We start from the raw sequence: 16,984 nt of genomic DNA on the forward strand, positions 1-16,984 counted from the left end.
TGGTGCGGTCGCACAAGCAGGGTGCAGCCCTCACCACCGTGGTGCATCAATACACATCCCGCCGATAGCGTTTGTCGCGTCCCAGCCCCTCGACATAGGTCGCTGCCGCTGCCTCGTCGAGGCCGCCGTGCTGTGCCACCACCTGACGCAAGGCCGAATCCACATCCCGGGCCATGCGCTGGGCATCGCCGCAGACATACACATGCGCGCCGTCCTGCAGCCAGCGCCACAGCTCGGCCCCTTGCTCCAGCAAGCGTTGCTGCACATAGATCTTCTGCGGCTGGTCACGGGAGAATGCGGTGCTCAGGCGCACATGGCCCTCCGCCTCCCAGGCCAGCAACTGTTCGCGATAGTAGAAATCGTGCTCCGCGTGCTGCTCGCCGAAGAACAGCCAGTTGCGGCCACGCGCAGCACGTGCCCGGCGCTCTTCGAGGAAGGCCCGGAAGGGCGCGATGCCGGTGCCGGGGCCGATCATGACGATGGGCGTGCCGTCGTCGTCGGGCAGGCGGAAGTGTTTCGACGGTTGGGCAAAGATGGCCACTTCAACGTCCGTAGCACGGTCGGCGAGAAAGGCCGAGCAGACCCCCTTGCGTTCGCCGTAGCGCACCGTGGACACCGTCAGGTGTACCTGGCCCGGGTGTGCCTTGGGGCTTGAGCTGATCGAGTACAGTCGGGGCTGAAGAGGCTTGAGCAGTTCCAGCCAGCGGGCCAGTGGCCATTGCCGGGGAAATTCGCGCAGTACATCGGCCAGTTGCCGGCCCCACAGCCAGTCCTTGAGCGCGGTCTTGCATTCAGGCTGCAGCAGCTGTTGCAGAGAGGGCGCGTTTTCGCTGAACGCCTCGAGCTGTCGTGGCGTGACACGGGTAATGTCCAGCTGCCGTTCCAGCGCCAGTCTCAGGGGCATTGGTGCCTGGCCTTCGAGCTCGACCACGGCCTGGCCATCGAGCTGCATCAGGCCCAGCAGTTCCTCGACCAGTGTCGGGCAGTTGCGCGGCCATACGCCCAGCGCGTCGCCGGGCTGGTAGTCCAGGCCGCTACCCGCGAGGTCGAACACCAGTTGGCGGGTCTCCTTGGTCGAGCCGGGGCCATTGAGCAGGCGGTTCTGCACCAGGCGCGTAGGCCAAGGCCGGTGTCTGCCGTGAGATTCGGTGGTGGCTGGTGCCGATGTAGCGGGGCTGTTTGCGCCGAGGGCCGCCAGCAGGGCCTCAAGCCACTTACTGAATGCAGCATTGAAATCCGGCTCGCAATCGACCCGTTCCAGCAGGCGCTGGCCGCCCAGTTCCGTCAGGCGCTGGTCGAGCTTGCGGCCGAAGCCGCAGAACTGGTCGTAGCTGGAATCGCCCAGGGCCAGCACGGCATAGGGCAGCTTGGCGCAGTCGGCGTCGCCCGCGCCCTGCAGGGCCTGCCAGAACGCGGCGCCACTGTCCGGGGCGTCGCCGTCGCCGAAGGTACTGGCAATCAGCAGTACGCTGGCGCAGCCGCGCAGTTGTGTCGGGTTGACACTTTCCATGCTGCTGAGCTCCACCGTCAGCCCCGCTTCGCGCAGTCGTTTGGCGCAGCGCTCGGCCAGCGCCTCGCCGTTGCCGGTCTGCGAGGCCCACAACACGCGATGGCAAGGTACTGCCGCCTGTGCTTGGGGCTGGGCGAACAGCCCTGCCAGCAGGCCATCGACGAACAGGCGCCGGGCCGGCGCCAATGGTGCGGTGGCCGGCAGGCTTGGCACACCCTCGGTCCGTGTCTGTTGCAGGCCAAGCAGGAAGCCTTGCAAATAATGCCGCTCCTCCTCGGCAAGCACCGGGGCAGGCTGTGTCTCCAGGCCCAGCAGACGGGCGAGGGTGGCGGTCGGCATGGTGACGGGCTCCGAAGGAGTGGCGACGTTCAGTTCGAGGGCCTCGATGCGTTCGCTCGCGACCCGTTCGAGGGTCACGGCGCAGTACTTGAAGGCCGGTTGCAGCGAGGTGGGGTCGACGGCGTCGCTGGTCAGTGCGTTGATTGCCAGTTGCTCGCCGTACAGGTCGTTCCAGTGAAACGGCGCGAAGCAGCCACCGGGCAGCACCCGGTCGCTGAGGCGGGCCGGCAGCAGCGCCTGGCCACGGCGCGAGCGGATCGCCACCTGGTCCTTGTCGCGGATGCCCAGGCGCCGGGCATCGTCGGGGTGGATCTCGACGAAGGGGCCGGGCTCGAGCCGGTTCAGGCTCGGGACCTTGCCGGTCTTGGTCAGGGTGTGCCACTGGTGTTGCACGCGGCCGGTGTTGAGGACGAAGGGGTAGGCGTCGTCCGGCAACTCGGCGGGGGCCAGCCAGGGCCGCGCATGAAAACGCGCCTTGCCGCTGGCGGTCGGAAAGGCCAGCGCCGCTGGCTGGCCGTGTTCGTCGTTGCGATAGCGCAGCGGGCTGCGGTCGTCCTCGCGCCCTGGCGCGCAAGGCCACTGCCGGGGGCTGGCGCGTAGCCCGGCGTAGTTGATGCCACGCAGGTCGTAGCCGGTGTCCGGGTTATGGAAGCGGCGGATCTCATCGAACACCGCCTCGGCGTCGGGGTAGTCGAAGGCATGCGCGTAGCCCAGGGCACAGGCGATACGTGCGATCAGGCGCCAGTCCTCCAGGCTCTCGCCGGGTGGCTCGACGGCGCGGGGCATCAGGGTCAGATTGCGCTCGCTGTTGATCATCACTCCTTCACCCTCGGCCCACAGCGCCGCCGGCAGGAGGATATCGGCGTAGCGGTTGGTCTCGGTGTCGAGGAAGGCGTCCTGGCTGATCACCAGTTGCGCCTGGTTCAGGCCGTCGATCACCTGCTGGCGGTTGGCGACGCTGGCCACCGGGTTGCTGCAGATGATCCAGCAGGCCTTCACCTCGCCGCTCTTTAGCTGTTCGAACAGCGCCACCGTGCCTTCGCCGCCCTCGCTGCGCAATGTGCCGGGCGCCAGCTGCCATTGTCGCTCGACGAAGGCGCGGTCCGCCGCCACCTGTGCCGAACGCTGGCCCGGCAGGCCCGGCCCCATGTAGCCCATCTCGCGACCGCCCATGGCGTTGGGTTGGCCGGTCAGCGAGAACGGCCCGCTGCCAGGGCGACAGATGGCGCCAGTGGCCAGGTGCAGGTTGCATAGGGCATTGCTGTGCCAGGTGCCGTGGATGCTCTGGTTCAGGCCCATGGTCCAGCAGCTCATCCATTCGTCGGCCTCGCCGATCAGGCGGGCGGCTGCGCGGATGTCGGCCTCGTCCAACCCGGTGATGGCCGCGACCCGCTCCGGTGTGTAGTGCGCAAGAAACGCCGGCAGGTCCTCCCAGCCCTCGGTATGGCGGGTGATGAAGTCCGTGTCGGTATGGCCGTTGGCATGCAGCAGATAGAGAAGGCCATTGAGCAACGCCAGGTCGGTGCCCGGGCGCAGTTGCAGGAACAGGTCGGCCTTGTCGGCGGTGGCGCTGCGCCGGGGATCGACGACGATCAACCTGGCCCCGGCCTTGAGCCGGTCGAGCAGGCGCAGGAACAGGATCGGGTGGCAGTCGGCCATGTTCGCGCCGATCACCAGGAACACCTCGGCGCGTTCGAAGTCCTGGTAGCTGCCCGGCGGTCCGTCGGCCCCCAGTGACTGCTTGTAGCCGCTGCCGGCACTGGCCATGCACAGCCGCGAATTGGACTCGATATGGCGGGTGCGGATGAAGCCCTTGGCCAGTTTGTTGGCCAGGTACTGGGCTTCCAAAGACATCTGCCCGGACACGTACATGGCCACGGCATCCGCGCCATAAGTGTCGATGATCGCACGCAACCGTGCGGCGGTTTCGCTGATGGCCGTGTCCAGGCTGCGGCGCGCCGGCTGCTGGCTGCGCTGGTCGCGCACGAAGGCATGGGCCATGCGCCCGGCCTGCAGCGGTACATGGGCGCTCTGGCCCTTGGTGCACAGGCGACCGAAGTTGCTTGGGTGCTGCTTGTCGCCACTGACCTTGACCACCTTGCCCTCGCTCACGTGCATGACGATGCCGCAGCCGACCCCGCAATACGGGCACACACTGCGCACTTGGCTGTCGCTCATCGGCGATCTCCTGCTGACGAAACGACAAAGGCGCCGGCTGCCCGGCTTGCAAATGGCAAGCGGGGCAACACGGCGCCTTCGTCGTGATGGGAGGGGACCATCGGCGTTGATGGTCTCGATGCCGAATGGGCAGCAAATCCCGGGCCAGTTCATCGCGGGGCAAGCCCGCTCCCACGCCCCGCAGGTGAGCACGCGTGGGAGTGGGCTTGCCCCGCGATGGGCGTGCACCGATACGGGGAGTCACGCACCAGCGGATGGCACATGCAAACGGATGTATATATGATTCACATACGTTTCATATATGCGAGTAACTGCACCATGGGCATCGTCAAGATCTCCGACGACCTCCACGAAGACCTGCGCGTGGCCAGCGCCGCGCTGTCGCGTTCGATCAACGCCCAGGCCGAGCACTGGATCCGCATCGGCATGCTGGCCGAACTGCACCCGCAAGCCACCTATCAGGAACTGCTGCGCCAGTTGCTGCGCCAGGAGCAGGCCAACCTCAAGGAGCTTCTGCAATGAGCAAGGTCATCCTCAAGGACGCCGCCGAGCTCGAGCTGATGCGTCGCGCTGGCCAACTGCTGGCCCAGGTGTTTGCCCACCTCGACGGTTTCATCCGCCCCGGGGTGACCACGATGCAGATCAACGACCGTGCCGAGGCCTTCATCGTCGAAACCCTCAAGGCCCGACCGGCGAGCAAGGGCCAGTACGGTTTCCCCTATTCGCTGAACACCTCGGTGGACCATGTGGTCTGCCATGGCATGCCCAAGGCAGACGAGGTGCTGAAGGAAGGTTCGATCGTCAACGTCGACATCACCCTGGAGCAGGGTGGCTACATTGCCGACTCGTCGAAGATGTACTGCATCGGCCAGATCGGCGACGAGGCCCGGCGCCTGGTCGACACCACCTATGCCGCGTTGTGGAAGGGCATCGAGCAGGTGCGCCCCGGCGCGACGCTCGGCGATATCGGTCATGCCATCCAGGTCCACGCCGAGGCCGCCGGCTACAGCGTGGTGCGCGAATACTGCGGGCATGGCATCGGCAGGCAGATGCACGAGGCGCCGGAGGTACTGCACTACGGCCAGCGTGGCATGGGCATGAAGCTGCAACCAGGGATGGTGTTCACCATCGAGCCGATGATCAACCAGGGCGGGCGCGGCACGCGTGGGTTGCGCGATGGCTGGACGGTGATCACTCGCGATCACGCGCTGTCGGCGCAGTGGGAGCATACGGTGGCCGTGACCGAGAGCGGCTTCGAGGTGCTGACCTTGCGTGAGGAAGAGCGGGAGGCTGTAACGGGTTCATAGGCAAGTGTGTCCGGATCCTCGTGCAACCTGTCATCGGAACATGGCTCCAGGCTCGCCTCCCATCTCCATGGTCTAGTCTGAAACTACCGGTACCGGCCACGCTCGACTACAACCGCCGGCCCGGAAACCATTGGAGTCCCTGGGAGGTGCCCCATGAGCCTGCTGCTCGAACCATATACCCTGCGTCAGCTGACCCTGCCCAATCGCATCGCCGTTTCCCCCATGTGCCAGTACTCCGCCGTCGATGGCCTGGCCAACGACTGGCACCTGGTCCATCTGGGCAGCCGCGCGGTCGGTGGCGCAGGTCTTGTGATCAGCGAGGCCGTCGCGGTCACCGCTGATGGACGCATCACCGCCGAGGACCTCGGCTTGTGGACTGACGACCAGATCAAACCCCTGCAACGTATCACCCGTTTCATCACCGCCCAGGGCGCCGTGCCTGGTATCCAGCTGGCCCATGCCGGGCGCAAGGCCAGCACCCACAGGCCATGGCTCGGCAAGCAGGGCAGCGTCAGGATCGAGGAGGGCGGCTGGCAACCGGTCGGGCCGTCCAGGATCGCCTTCGACCCGCAGCACACCGCGCCACGTGAATTGACCAGGGACGAGATACAGGACGTGGTCGCCGCGTTCGTCGCCGCGACCGAACGAGCATTGCAGGCCGGCTTCAAGGTGGTCGAGATCCACGCCGCCCACGGCTACCTGCTGCACCAGTTCCTTTCGCCGTTGAGCAACCAGCGTCGCGATGAATACGGCAGCTGTTTCGAGAACCGCATCCGTTTGACCCTGCAGGTTGTCGAGGCGGTACGCAAGGCCTGGCCGCAGGAGCTGCCGCTGTTCGTACGGGTTTCGGCCACCGACTGGGTCGAGGACGGCTGGAACCCGGACGAGACCGTCGAGCTGGCCCGTCGCCTGCGTGAACTTGGTGTCGACCTGATCGATGTGTCGTCAGGGGGCACCTCGGTCAATGCCGAGATCCCCACCGGCCCCGGTTATCAGACCCGCTTCGCCGAACGGGTACGCAAGGAGTCGGAGATCGCCACCGGCACCGTTGGCATGATCACCGAACCGGCCCAGGCCGAGCATATCCTGCGCACCGGCCAGGCCGATGTGATCTTCCTCGCCCGCGAGCTGCTACGCGACCCGTACTGGCCGTTGCATGCCGACGACGACCTGGGCGGCAACAAGGCGACCTGGCCGGCGCAGTATCAGCGGGCCACCAGCCGGGCCAATCCCATCCACGAGTCGGACCTGCGCGACTGATTCAGCGACAGGCCGCCTGGCTGAGAATGTCGCTGACCCACTGGTTGATGCTCTTCTGCGCCAGCTCGGCCTTGGCCGCCACGCTGGCGTGGAGGGTGGGCTCCAGGCGCAGGCTGAGTTTTCCGGAGTAGGTCTTCTGCGGTTCGCGCCCCAGGCGCTGGCAGGTTTCGAGGTAGTCATCGACGGCTTCCTCGAACGCCTGGCGCAGTTCGCTGATCGATTCGCCATGGAAGCCGATCACATCGCGGATGCCGGCGACATGACCAACCAGCAGTTGGTCTTCGTCGCTGTATTCGATGCGGGCCGAGTAGCCGCGGTAATTCATCACATTCATGGGGTAACTCCTGCCTGCTCCAGGAACTGGCGGGCATCGCGCACCTGATAGGGCTTGGCGTGCCGGTCGGGGTGAGGGCGATGGAAGGTCGCGACCTCGCCGTTGAGCTCGAACCGCACGCGTGAACCCCTGCCTTCGATCACCCGGGCACCGAGCGAAACCAGCAGGGACTCCAGGCGCGACCAGTCCAGCGTTCGTGGAACGGGCTTCTTGAAGACGAGTTCGAGTAACGCACGTTGATGATTATTCATGGTATCAGTCTGTGATACCAGCTCCACAAAGCTCAATAGATCAACGGTAGGGCGTCGCAGGGGCAATTCGTGGGAAATGTCGCGCGGTTGTGCGGAAAAACCGCTGCTCCATGGTAGCGCCCCTGCTCCATGGTAACGCTCCCGACTGGAAGCAACTGGCGAAGCCAACAAACCAAGCTGGGCAACATCCGGATGCAAATGCGTTAAGCGTGGCTTCAGCTTGCCGGCCTACTCTGGAGCCCTACCTACTTTGGATGCTTGCGAGGTCTGCCAGATGAACACCCGTGGTCTGCTCGATCAGCTATTGAAAACCGGTCAATCCATGCTGCAGAACCAACAGGGCAAGGGCACCAGTCACAAGGCCTCCGAAGGCCTCGGCAGCCTACTGTCCGGTGCCGGTGGCGGCGCATTGGCGGCGGGAGCCATGGGCCTGCTGCTGGGGAACAAGAAGGCGCGCAAGTACGGCGGCAAGGCGCTCACCTACGGCGGATTGGCCGCGCTTGGCGTGCTGGCCTACAAGGCCTATGGCAACTGGCAGGCGCGCCAGGGCGCGGGCAATCACGAGCCGCAGACCCTCGACCGCCTGCCGCCGGCCCAGGCCGAGCAGCATAGCCAGGCCGTGCTTCGGGCGTTGGTGGCAGCGGCCAAGTCCGACGGCCATATCGACGAACGCGAGCGGGCGTTGATCGAAGGTGAATTCACCCGCCTGGACAGCGACCGCGAATTGCAGCACTGGCTGCATGCCGAGCTGAACAAGCCGTTGGACCCTGCCGAGGTCGCCCGCGCCGCGCAGACCCCGGAAATGGCCGCCGAGATGTACCTGGCCAGCGTGATGATGGTCGATCAGGAGAACTTCATGGAGCGCGCCTATCTCGATGAGCTGGCCCGTCAGCTGCGCCTCGACCCGAACCTGCGCCAGGAACTGGAGAACCAGGTCAGGCTTGCCGGGGGTCAATGAACCGGCATTTGGCCACCTGAACGGGCACGGACGCCTGAATACCGCTGCATTCAGCCGCAATTGAACAGGAAGCCTGGGCTATACTTCGGCGATTTTTCCCGCTCGTATCGAATTCCTGAGGGCTGAATGTGAAGAACTGGACCTTGCGCCAACGGATCCTGGCAAGTTTCGCCGTGATCATCGCCATCATGCTGCTGATGATCGTGGCCGCCTACTCGCGGCTGGTGGCGATCGAGTCCAGCGAGGAAGCCGTGGGGTCCGACAGCATCCCGGGCGTCTACTACAGCTCGATGATCCGCAGTGCCTGGGTCGACAGCTACGTCACCAGCCAGCAACTGGTGGGGCTGTCCAATCACCGCGAGATCACCACGGCCGATCTTGAGCTGTTCAAGAGCTTCGACGATCGCCTCAAGAAACACATGGCCAGCTACCAGGCCACCATTCGCGAGGCGTCCGACCAGGCGGCGTTCGACGACTTCACCCGTCTGGAGGAGGAGTACGTCAAGATCGTCGACCAGGTCCTGGAGACTTATCGGCAGAAGAACTATCCCGAAGCCCAGCGGCTGATCATGGATGTGCTCACGCCGGCCTGGAAGGAAGGGCGCCAGCACCTGAACGAAGTGATCGAGCGTAACCGCGAGTCCGCCGACAAGGCCACCAACGACATTGTCAGCGCGGTCAACACCGCCAAAGGCAGCATGATCGTCTCGTTGCTGCTGGCCATCATCGCCGCCGGTGTCTGCGGTCTGTTACTCATGCGCACCATCACCGCACCCATGCTGCGTATCGTCCATGGTCTGGACGGCCTGCGCTCCGGCGACCTGAGCATGCGCCTGAACCTGGACCGCAAGGATGAGTTCGGGGCGATCGAGGGGGGCTTCAACGAGATGGCCGAGTCGCTGGCCAACCTGGTGGCCCAGGCCCAGCGCTCGTCGGTGCAGGTGACCACCTCGGTCACCGAGATTGCCGCCACCTCCAAGCAGCAACAGGCCACTGCCACCGAAACTGCCGCCACCACCACCGAGATCGGTGCCACCTCGCGGGAAATTGCCGCCACCTCCCGGGACCTGGTGCGCACCATGACCGAAGTTACCAGCGCCGCCGACCAGGCTTCGAGCCTCGCCGGCTCCGGTCAGCAGGGCCTGGCGCGCATGGAAGAAACCATGCACCAGGTGATGGGCGCCGCCGACCTGGTCAACGCCAAGCTGGCGATCCTCAACGAGAAGGCCAGCAACATCACGCAGATGGTGGTGACCATCGTCAAGGTCGCCGACCAGACCAACCTGCTGTCGCTCAACGCCGCCATCGAGGCGGAGAAGGCCGGCGAATACGGCCGTGGCTTCGCCGTGGTCGCCACCGAGGTGCGGCGCCTGGCTGACCAGACCGCCGTAGCTACCTACGACATCGAGCAGATGGTGCGCGAGATCCAGTCGGCGGTGTCGGCCGGGGTGATGGGCATGGACAAGTTTTCCGAGGAAGTGCGTCGCGGCATGTTCGAAGTGCAGCAGGTCGGCGAGCAACTGAGCCAGATCATCCACCAGGTGCAGGCGCTGGCGCCGCGGGTGCTGATGGTCAACGAAGGCATGCAGGCCCAGGCCACCGGCGCCGAACAGATCAACCAGGCGCTGGCCCAGCTCAGCGATGCCAGCACCCAGACCGTCGAGTCGCTGCGCCAGGCCAGCTTCGCCATCGACGAACTGAGCCAGGTGGCCGCCGGGCTGCGGGGTGGTGTGTCGCGGTTCAAAGTCTGACGACGATGAACGACTTGTCCCCCCGTGAGGCGCGCACCACCACCGACAAGGGCGTGCTGTACCTGCAGTTTCGCATCGCCGACCAGCGTTTCGCCCTGGATGTGCGTGAGGTGATCGAGGTCTTGCCGCATCGTGCGCTCAAGCCCATCGCCCAGGCCCCGACCTGGGTGGCTGGTGTACTTGCCCATCGTGGTGCGCTGGTGCCAGTGATCGATGTGTCGGCGCTCGGTTTCGGTTCGCCCGCTCAATCGCGCAGCAGCACGCGCCTGGTGCTGGTGCATTACCGCGCCGATCCACAGCGTCCGCTGCTGCAACTGGGGCTGATCCTGGAGCAGGCCACCGATACCCTGCGCTGTGCGCCCGACGACTTCCAACCCTACGGCCTGGACAATGCCGAGGCACGTTACCTCGGGCCTGTACGCCAGGACGCCCGGGGCTTGCTGCAACGTATCGAAGTGGACGACCTGCTGTCGGACACGGTGCGTGAGTTGCTCTATCCGCTGGAGCCAGGGCAGGTGCAGGCATGAGTGAGCAACGTTTCTTCCGCTTCCTGCAGGAGCGCATCGGTCTGGACGTCGAGTCGGTCGGCGCGGCAATGGTCGAGCGTGCCTTGCGCCAGCGCTGCACACTCGTGCAGGCGGTGAACCTGGACGACTACTGGGTGCGCCTGCAGCAGTCGCCCGATGAGCAGCAGGCTCTGATCGAGGCAGTCATCGTTCCGGAGACCTGGTTCTTCCGCTACCCTGAATCTTTCACCGCGCTGGCGGGCCTGGCCCACAAGCGTGTGGCGGAGCTGGCCGGCGCCCGGCCGCTGCGGATCCTCAGCCTGCCGTGCTCCACCGGCGAGGAGCCGTACTCGATCGCCATGGCATTGCTCGACGGCGGGCTGAGCCCTGGGGCATTCCGTATCGATGGTATCGACATCAGCCCCAGCTCGGTGGCCAAGGGCGAGCAAGGTGTCTATGGACGCAACTCGTTCCGTGGCAGCGAGCTGGCCTTTCGCGAGCGGCATTTCACCTCCCTCGGCGAGGCCCATCGCCTGGATGAGCGGGTGCGCCAGCAGGTCAGCCTGCAGGTGGGCAACGTGCTCGATCCGGTGCTGCGGGCGCGAGAGGGTTTCTACGATTTTGTGTTCTGCCGCAACCTGTTGATCTATTTCGACGTCCCGACCCAGCAGCGGGTGTTCGAGGTGCTCAAGCACCTGACCCATACCCAGGGCGTCCTGTTCATCGGCCCGGCCGAGGGCAGTCTGCTGGCGCGCCTGGGCATGCGGCCGCTGGGGATCGCCCAGTCGTTCGCCTATGTGCGTCAGGAGGAAGCACCACCGGTCGTCATCGCCAAGCCTGCCCCGGTCGTCCGCCCGCCAGTCGCGCCACCGGTGCCTGCGCGGGTTGTGGCGCTGGCGCCGCGCGTCGGCAGGCCGAACGCCGCGCCAGCGGACAAGGCGATGTCGATCGAGGGCGAGGCGCAACTGCTGGCCAGCATTGCCCAGCATGCCAATGCCGGCGACAGCGCCCTGGCCAGGGAAGGATGTGAACGCTATCTGCGCAAGTTCGCGCCCAAGGCGCAGGTTTATTACTGGCTGGGGCTGCTCAGCGACACCGAGGGCGATGTCGCGCAGGCCATCACCCACTACCGCAAGGCGTTGTACCTTGAGCCGCAGCACCCGGAAGCACTGATGCACCTGGCCATGCTGCTGGCCGCACAAGGAGACGAGGCGGGCGCGCGACGCCTGCAGGAACGTGCCGCTCGGGCGGGCAGGGAGTCTGAACGATGAGCGGTGGATATCATCTGCAATTGATCGCTCACGATGACGAGCAGATCGATGACTGCTGGAACCGCATCGGCGTGCATGGCGACAAGCAGTGTCCCTTGCTGCCACGGCATGTGCACTGCCGCAATTGCGAGGTCTATGCCGAGGCGGCCACGCGCCTGCTCGACCGTTATGCGCTGATCCAGGATGAACAGGTCGAGACGCCAGCCCAGCAGGAGGAGGCGGTCGGTCGCTCGATGCTGCTGTTCCGCCTGGGCGAGGAATGGCTGGCTCTGGCCACCGCCTGCTTGGCCGAGATTGCCCCTTTGCAACCGGTTCACTCGTTGCCTCATCAGCGTTCGCGGGTGCTGCAGGGGGTCGCCAATGTGCGTGGCGCGCTGGTGCCTTGCCTGTCGCTGGCCGACCTGCTGGGCGTGCCGGTCGAGGCGGGCGGCGAGCGCGGCGGGCGGAGCATGCCGCGCATGCTGATCCTGGCGGCCGAAGGCGGGCCGGTGGTGATGCCGGTGGACGAGATCGACGGTATTCATCGCCTCGACCCGGCAAGCCTGGACAATGGCCGCGATGCGGCGCACTTCACCGCGGCGGTGCTGCAGTGGCGCGGGCGCAGCGTGCGAGTACTGGATGAACAACACCTGATGTCAGCCGTGAAGCGGAGCCTGTCATGACCCCGGAGCAAATGCGCGACGCGTCGCTGCTCGAGCTGTTCAGCCTGGAGGCCGAGGCCCAGACCCAGGTGCTCAGCGCGGGCCTGATGGCGCTGGAGCGCAACCCTGCGCAACCCGATCAGCTCGAGGCCTGCATGCGTGCGGCCCATTCGCTCAAGGGGGCGGCACGGATCGTCGGTATCGACGCCGGGGTCAGTGTCGCCCACGTCATGGAAGACTGTCTGGTAGCAGCCCAGGAAGGCCGCCTGTTGCTGCGCCCCGAGCATATCGATGCGCTGTTGCAGGGCACCGACCTGCTGATGCGCATCGCCACGCCGGGCGACCAGGATGGCGAAGCCGCCGTGGCGGTGTTCCTGGCGCAGTTGGCGGCCTTGCTCGACCCCTCGACGCCAATGCTGGCCAACGCGCAGCCGAGCACACCGAGCCTGCCGCCGGTTGTCCCGACCGTACAGCCTGAGCCCGAGCCTTTGCCGACAGCTCCGCCGGAGCCTGAAGCCGACCCGGAGCTGGTGCCTGCCCGCAAGGCCGGCAAACGTGGTGGCGAGGGCGGCGAGCGGGTATTGCGGGTCACTGCCGACCGACTGAACAGCCTGCTGGACTTGTCGAGCAAGTCATTGGTCGAGACCCAACGCCTGAAGCCCTACCTGGCCACGCTGCAGCGTCTGAAACGCATGCATGGCCAGGGCATGCGGGGGCTCGACGGACTGAAGGCCCAGCTGGAGGAGAGCGGCCAGGGGCCGGAGGTGCTCGAAGCCCTGGCCCAGACCCAGCAGTTGCTGGCCGAAACCCAGCAAATCCTGTTGCAACAGGCGGCTGACCTGGACGAGTTCGGCTGGCAGGCCAGCCAGCGCGCGCAGTTGCTCTACGACACGGCTTTGGCCTGTCGCATGCGCCCATTCGCCGATGTGCTGACCGGGCAGAGCCGGATGGTCCGCGACCTTGGCCGCTCGCTGGACAAGCCCGTACGCCTGCTGGTCGAGGGCGAGAAGACCCAGGTCGACCGCGATGTGCTGGAGAAACTCGAGGCTCCGCTGACGCACCTGCTGCGCAACGCGGTCGATCATGGAATCGAGCTGCCCGAGCAGCGCCTGCTGGCCGGCAAGCCAAGCGAGGGCACGGTACGCCTGCGCGCCTCGCACCAGGCAGGATTGCTGATCCTCGAATTGTCCGATGATGGTGCCGGTATTGATCTGCAGCGTCTGCGTCACAGCATTGTCGAGCGTGCCCTGTCGCCGGCCGAGACCGTGGCGCAGATGAGCGAGGCCGAGCTGCTGACGTTCCTGTTCCTGCCGGGCTTCAGCCTGCGCGACACGGTTACCGAGGTGTCTGGTCGCGGTGTCGGGCTGGACGCGGTGCAGCACATGGTTCGTGAACTGCGCGGGTCCATCGAGCTGACCCAGGTGGCCGGGCAGGGCTGCTGCTTCCACCTGGAAGTGCCGTTGACCCTGTCGGTGGTGCGCAGCCTGGTGGTCGAGGTGGGCGGCGAGGCTTATGCCTTCCCGCTGGCGCATATCGAGCGCACCGTCGAAGTGCCGGCCGAGGCCATCGTGCAGATCGAAGGCCGTCAGCACTTCTGGCACGAGGGCCGACATGTCGGCCTGGTGGCCGCCAGCCAGTTGCTCAACCGGCCGGCGGCCCAGGGGGATGAACAGAGCCTTCGGGTAGTGGTGATCCGCGAGCGCGATCAGCTCTATGGGGTGGCGGTCGAGCGGCTGATCGGCGAACGGGTGCTGGTGGTGATGCCGCTGGACGCGCGCCTGGGCAAGGTCCAGGACATTTCCGCCGGTGCCCTGCTCGATGATGGCTCGGTGGTGCTGATCGTCGATGTCGAGGACCTGCTGCGCTCGGTGGACAAACTGCTCAGCACCGGCCGCCTGGAGCGTATCGAACGGGGCGGACGGGGCGGCAAGGGCGTGGCACGCAAGCGCATCCTTGTGGTCGACGACTCGCTTACCGTACGCGAGCTGCAGCGCAAGCTGCTGGGCAACCGCGGCTATGACGTGGCGGTGGCTGTCGATGGCATGGACGGCTGGAATGCCCTGCGCAGTGATGATTTCGACCTGCTGATCACCGACATCGACATGCCGCGCATGGACGGTATCGAGCTGGTCACCTTGGTAAGGCGCGACAATCGCCTGCAATCGCTGCCGGTGATGGTGGTGTCCTACAAGGACCGCGAAGAAGACCGGCGTCGTGGACTGGATGCCGGCGCCGACTATTATTTGGCCAAGGCCAGCTTCCATGACGATGCGTTGCTGGAGGCGGTCGTGGAGCTGATCGGAGGTGCCCAGGGATGAGAATCGCCATCGTCAACGACATGCCCATGGCCGTGGAGGCCCTGCGCCGTGCGTTGGCCTTCGAGCCCGCGCACCAGGTGATCTGGGTGGCGGGCAATGGTGCCGAGGCGGTGCGCCTTTGCGCCGAGCAGACCCCGGACCTGATCCTCATGGACCTGATCATGCCGGTGATGGATGGTGTCGAGGCTACCCGGCGGATCATGGCCGAGACTCCGTGCGCTATCGTCATCGTCACGGTGGACCGCAAGCAGAACGTGCACCGGGTGTTCGAGGCCATGGGGCATGGCGCCCTGGATGTGGTCGACACCCCGGCGCTGGGTGCGGGTGACGCCCGGGAGGCGGCCGCGCCGCTGTTACGCAAGATCCTGAATATTGGCTGGCTGATCGGTCAGCAACGTCCCAGCGCCGCTCGTACGGTGGCCGCGCCGCTGCGCGAGACCTCGCAGCGCCGCGCCTTGGTGGCCATCGGATCGTCGGCCGGTGGGCCGGCGGCGCTGGAAGTGCTGCTCAAGGGCCTGCCGCGCAGTTTCCCGGCGGCCATCGTGCTGGTCCAGCATGTGGATCAGGTGTTCGCCGCCGGCATGGCCGAATGGCTCAGCACCGCTTCCGGTCTGCCGGTGCGCCTGGCCCGCGAGGGTGAGCCTCCGCAGCCTGGGCAGGTGCTGCTGGCCGGCACCAACCACCATATCCGCCTGCTGAAGAATGGCGAGCTGGCCTACACTGCCGAGCCTGTCAACGAAATCTACCGGCCCTCGATCGATGTGTTCTTCGAGAGCGTGGCGCGCTACTGGTCAGGCGATGCGGTGGGCGTGCTGCTTACCGGCATGGGGCGCGACGGTGCTCAGGGCTTGAAGCTGATGCGCCAGCAGGGCTTCCTGACCATCGCCCAGGACCAGCAGAGCAGTGCGGTATACGGCATGCCCAAGGCCGCCGCGGCGATCGACGCGGCAGTGGAAATCCGTCCGCTGGAGCGAATCGCCGGGCGACTGATGGAAATCTTTTCGAAATGACGATATGTATTGAGGCGCGCCGCGTGGCCGGCGGTCAACGGGTGACTACGGATGAATGATCTACCGATCGAAGGTTTCACGACCATCAATGAAAGCGCGGCGATGGTCCTGCTGGTCGACGATCAGGCGATGATCGGCGAAGCGGTGCGCCGTGGTCTGGCCCACGAAGAGAACATTGACTTCCATTTCTGCGCCGACCCGCACCAGGCGGTGGCCCAAGCCATGCGCATCAAGCCCACGGTGATCCTCCAGGACCTGATCATGCCGGGTCTCGATGGCCTGACCCTGGTGCGCGAGTACCGCAACAACCCGGCCACCCAGGACATCCCGATCATCGTCCTGTCGACCAAGGAGGACCCGCTGGTCAAGAGCGCGGCCTTCGCTGCCGGGGCCAACGACTACCTGGTGAAGCTGCCGGACACCATCGAGCTGGTGGCGCGTATCCGCTATCACTCGCGCTCGTACCTCACGCTGTTGCAGCGCGACGAGGCCTATCGCGCACTGCGGGTGAGCCAGCAGCAGTTGCTCGACACCAACCTGATGTTGCAGCGGTTGATGAACTCGGACGGTCTCACCGGGCTGTCCAACCGTCGTCATTTCGACGAATACCTGGAATTGGAGTGGCGTCGGGCTATCCGTGAACAGCAGCAGTTATCGCTGCTGATGGTTGACGTCGACTACTTCAAGGCGTTCAACGACAGCTTCGGCCACCTGGCCGGCGACGAGGCCCTGCGTCAGGTGGCCGAGGCCATTCGCGGCTGCTGCTCGCGGCCGACCGACCTGCCGGCGCGCTATGGCGGCGAGGAGTTCGCCCTGGTGCTGCCCAACACCTCCCCTGGTGGTGCGCGGCTGGTAGCGGAGAAGTTGCGCCAGACCATCATGGGCCTGAAAATCGCCCACACCGTGCCCGAGGCGGCCTCGCACCTTACTGTAAGTATCGGTCTGGCGACCTTGACGCCGAGTGTCGGCAGTCATTGTCGGCAACTGATCTCGGCGGCGGACAAGGGGTTGTATCTGGCCAAGAACAGCGGGCGTAATCAAGTCGGGATTGCCTAAGTGAGTTCCCGCGGGGTGTTAGTGTTTTCAGAACTTACTAACCCTGCGGGACCGGCTTGTCGGCAGAGGCCATAAATTATAATTGCTGGCTAAAACCTAAACTCCAATTTCTTCGCTCTTCGCTCTTCGCTCTTCGCTCTTGCTTCTAGGTGCGCGGTAGATCAGGTAACACCAATTGCGACTTCAGGAGGCCGAGCGGAGTTCTTGCGAAGGGAGGTGACGGGCATGGATGCCCGTCAAGCGCTGCGCCCCAGGATGGGGCGTTCAGCGCGGTCCTCCCGGGAGCAAGAACGG

14 protein-coding genes are annotated in these 16,984 nt (G+C 65.6%); 11 read left to right on the forward strand and 3 right to left on the reverse strand.

What is annotated here, in order from left to right:
- Positions 1–46 precede the first annotated feature (46 nt).
- On the reverse strand, positions 47–4,027 hold the full coding sequence (locus DMX06_RS12660; protein WP_110737522.1) for a bifunctional nitrate reductase/sulfite reductase flavoprotein subunit alpha: 3,981 nt from the start codon (positions 4,025–4,027) through the stop codon (positions 47–49).
- Between the two features lie 318 nt (positions 4,028–4,345).
- On the opposite strand from DMX06_RS12660, the gene DMX06_RS12665 reads away from it, so the two are divergent.
- The 3 genes from DMX06_RS12665 (at position 4,346) to DMX06_RS12675 (ending at position 6,594) form a co-directional block, all read left to right on the forward strand.
- The gene (locus DMX06_RS12665) at positions 4,346–4,549 is read left to right on the forward strand and encodes a ParD-like family protein (protein WP_050703975.1); all 204 of its coding nucleotides are present in this window, start codon (positions 4,346–4,348) and stop codon (positions 4,547–4,549) included.
- On the forward strand, positions 4,546–5,334 hold the full coding sequence (gene map / locus DMX06_RS12670) for a type I methionyl aminopeptidase (RefSeq protein WP_110737524.1): 789 nt from the start codon (positions 4,546–4,548) through the stop codon (positions 5,332–5,334). The genes DMX06_RS12665 and map overlap by 4 nt, the downstream gene beginning before the upstream one ends.
- 153 nt (positions 5,335–5,487) lie before the next feature.
- Positions 5,488–6,594, forward strand: a complete 1,107-nt coding sequence (locus tag DMX06_RS12675; protein WP_110737526.1) for an NADH:flavin oxidoreductase/NADH oxidase — start codon at positions 5,488–5,490, stop codon at positions 6,592–6,594.
- A gap of 1 nt (position 6,595) precedes the next feature.
- Here the strand turns inward: DMX06_RS12675 and DMX06_RS12680 are convergent, their stop codons facing one another.
- Entirely contained in the window at positions 6,596–6,928 is a 333-nt protein-coding gene (locus tag DMX06_RS12680; RefSeq protein WP_050704363.1) for a type II toxin-antitoxin system HicB family antitoxin, read from the reverse strand.
- Positions 6,925–7,179, reverse strand: a complete 255-nt coding sequence (locus tag DMX06_RS12685; RefSeq protein ID WP_050704364.1) for a type II toxin-antitoxin system HicA family toxin — start codon at positions 7,177–7,179, stop codon at positions 6,925–6,927. Before DMX06_RS12685 ends, DMX06_RS12680 begins: the two co-directional genes overlap by 4 nt.
- A 274-nt stretch (positions 7,180–7,453) precedes the next feature.
- Between DMX06_RS12685 and DMX06_RS12690 the strand changes: the two genes are divergently transcribed.
- From DMX06_RS12690 to DMX06_RS12725, 8 genes are all read left to right on the forward strand, one after another.
- Positions 7,454–8,137 carry a tellurite resistance TerB family protein gene (locus tag DMX06_RS12690; protein WP_110737528.1) on the forward strand — a complete coding sequence of 228 codons (684 nt, stop codon included), beginning with the start codon at positions 7,454–7,456 and terminating at the stop codon, positions 8,135–8,137.
- 128 nt (positions 8,138–8,265) lie between these two features.
- Positions 8,266–9,888: a methyl-accepting chemotaxis protein gene (locus tag DMX06_RS12695; RefSeq protein WP_110737530.1), complete on the forward strand. Its 1,623-nt coding sequence runs from the start codon at positions 8,266–8,268 to the stop codon at positions 9,886–9,888.
- 5 nt (positions 9,889–9,893) lie between these two features.
- A complete protein-coding gene (locus DMX06_RS12700) occupies positions 9,894–10,415 on the forward strand; it encodes a chemotaxis protein CheW (RefSeq protein WP_110737532.1) in 522 nt (173 codons plus the stop codon).
- Complete coding sequence (locus DMX06_RS12705) at positions 10,412–11,665, forward strand: CheR family methyltransferase (protein ID WP_110737534.1); 1,254 nt, start codon at positions 10,412–10,414, stop codon at positions 11,663–11,665. Before DMX06_RS12700 ends, DMX06_RS12705 begins: the two co-directional genes overlap by 4 nt.
- A complete protein-coding gene (locus tag DMX06_RS12710; RefSeq protein ID WP_110737536.1) occupies positions 11,662–12,327 on the forward strand; it encodes a chemotaxis protein CheW in 666 nt (221 codons plus the stop codon). The genes DMX06_RS12705 and DMX06_RS12710 overlap by 4 nt, the downstream gene beginning before the upstream one ends.
- A complete protein-coding gene (locus tag DMX06_RS12715) occupies positions 12,324–14,624 on the forward strand; it encodes a hybrid sensor histidine kinase/response regulator (protein WP_110737538.1) in 2,301 nt (766 codons plus the stop codon). Before DMX06_RS12710 ends, DMX06_RS12715 begins: the two co-directional genes overlap by 4 nt.
- Entirely contained in the window at positions 14,621–15,634 is a 1,014-nt protein-coding gene (cheB, locus tag DMX06_RS12720) for a chemotaxis response regulator protein-glutamate methylesterase (protein WP_110737540.1), read from the forward strand. Before DMX06_RS12715 ends, cheB begins: the two co-directional genes overlap by 4 nt.
- Positions 15,635–15,685: 51 nt before the next feature.
- Positions 15,686–16,690 carry a response regulator gene (locus tag DMX06_RS12725; RefSeq protein ID WP_050704372.1) on the forward strand — a complete coding sequence of 335 codons (1,005 nt, stop codon included), beginning with the start codon at positions 15,686–15,688 and terminating at the stop codon, positions 16,688–16,690.
- Positions 16,691–16,984 lie beyond the last annotated feature (294 nt).

It is taken from the genome of Pseudomonas mosselii, assembly GCF_003205295.1.
GTDB classification, from domain to species: Bacteria; Pseudomonadota; Gammaproteobacteria; order Pseudomonadales; family Pseudomonadaceae; genus Aquipseudomonas; species Aquipseudomonas mosselii_B.

What these genes read in the sequence shown, in the direction of transcription:
- DMX06_RS12660 (WP_110737522.1), bottom strand. Translation starts at nt 4,027, where the DNA reads ATGAGCGACAGCCAAGTGCGCAGTGTGTGCCCGTATTGCGGGGTCGGC.
- DMX06_RS12665 (WP_050703975.1), top strand. Translation starts at nt 4,346, where the DNA reads ATGGGCATCGTCAAGATCTCCGACGACCTCCACGAAGACCTGCGCGTG.
- map (WP_110737524.1), top strand. Translation starts at nt 4,546, where the DNA reads ATGAGCAAGGTCATCCTCAAGGACGCCGCCGAGCTCGAGCTGATGCGT.
- DMX06_RS12675 (WP_110737526.1), top strand. Translation starts at nt 5,488, where the DNA reads ATGAGCCTGCTGCTCGAACCATATACCCTGCGTCAGCTGACCCTGCCC.
- DMX06_RS12680 (WP_050704363.1), bottom strand. Translation starts at nt 6,928, where the DNA reads ATGAATGTGATGAATTACCGCGGCTACTCGGCCCGCATCGAATACAGC.
- DMX06_RS12685 (WP_050704364.1), bottom strand. Translation starts at nt 7,179, where the DNA reads ATGAATAATCATCAACGTGCGTTACTCGAACTCGTCTTCAAGAAGCCC.
- DMX06_RS12690 (WP_110737528.1), top strand. Translation starts at nt 7,454, where the DNA reads ATGAACACCCGTGGTCTGCTCGATCAGCTATTGAAAACCGGTCAATCC.
- DMX06_RS12700 (WP_110737532.1), top strand. Translation starts at nt 9,894, where the DNA reads ATGAACGACTTGTCCCCCCGTGAGGCGCGCACCACCACCGACAAGGGC.
- DMX06_RS12705 (WP_110737534.1), top strand. Translation starts at nt 10,412, where the DNA reads ATGAGTGAGCAACGTTTCTTCCGCTTCCTGCAGGAGCGCATCGGTCTG.
- DMX06_RS12710 (WP_110737536.1), top strand. Translation starts at nt 11,662, where the DNA reads ATGAGCGGTGGATATCATCTGCAATTGATCGCTCACGATGACGAGCAG.
- DMX06_RS12715 (WP_110737538.1), top strand. Translation starts at nt 12,324, where the DNA reads ATGACCCCGGAGCAAATGCGCGACGCGTCGCTGCTCGAGCTGTTCAGC.
- cheB (WP_110737540.1), top strand. Translation starts at nt 14,621, where the DNA reads ATGAGAATCGCCATCGTCAACGACATGCCCATGGCCGTGGAGGCCCTG.
- DMX06_RS12725 (WP_050704372.1), top strand. Translation starts at nt 15,686, where the DNA reads ATGAATGATCTACCGATCGAAGGTTTCACGACCATCAATGAAAGCGCG.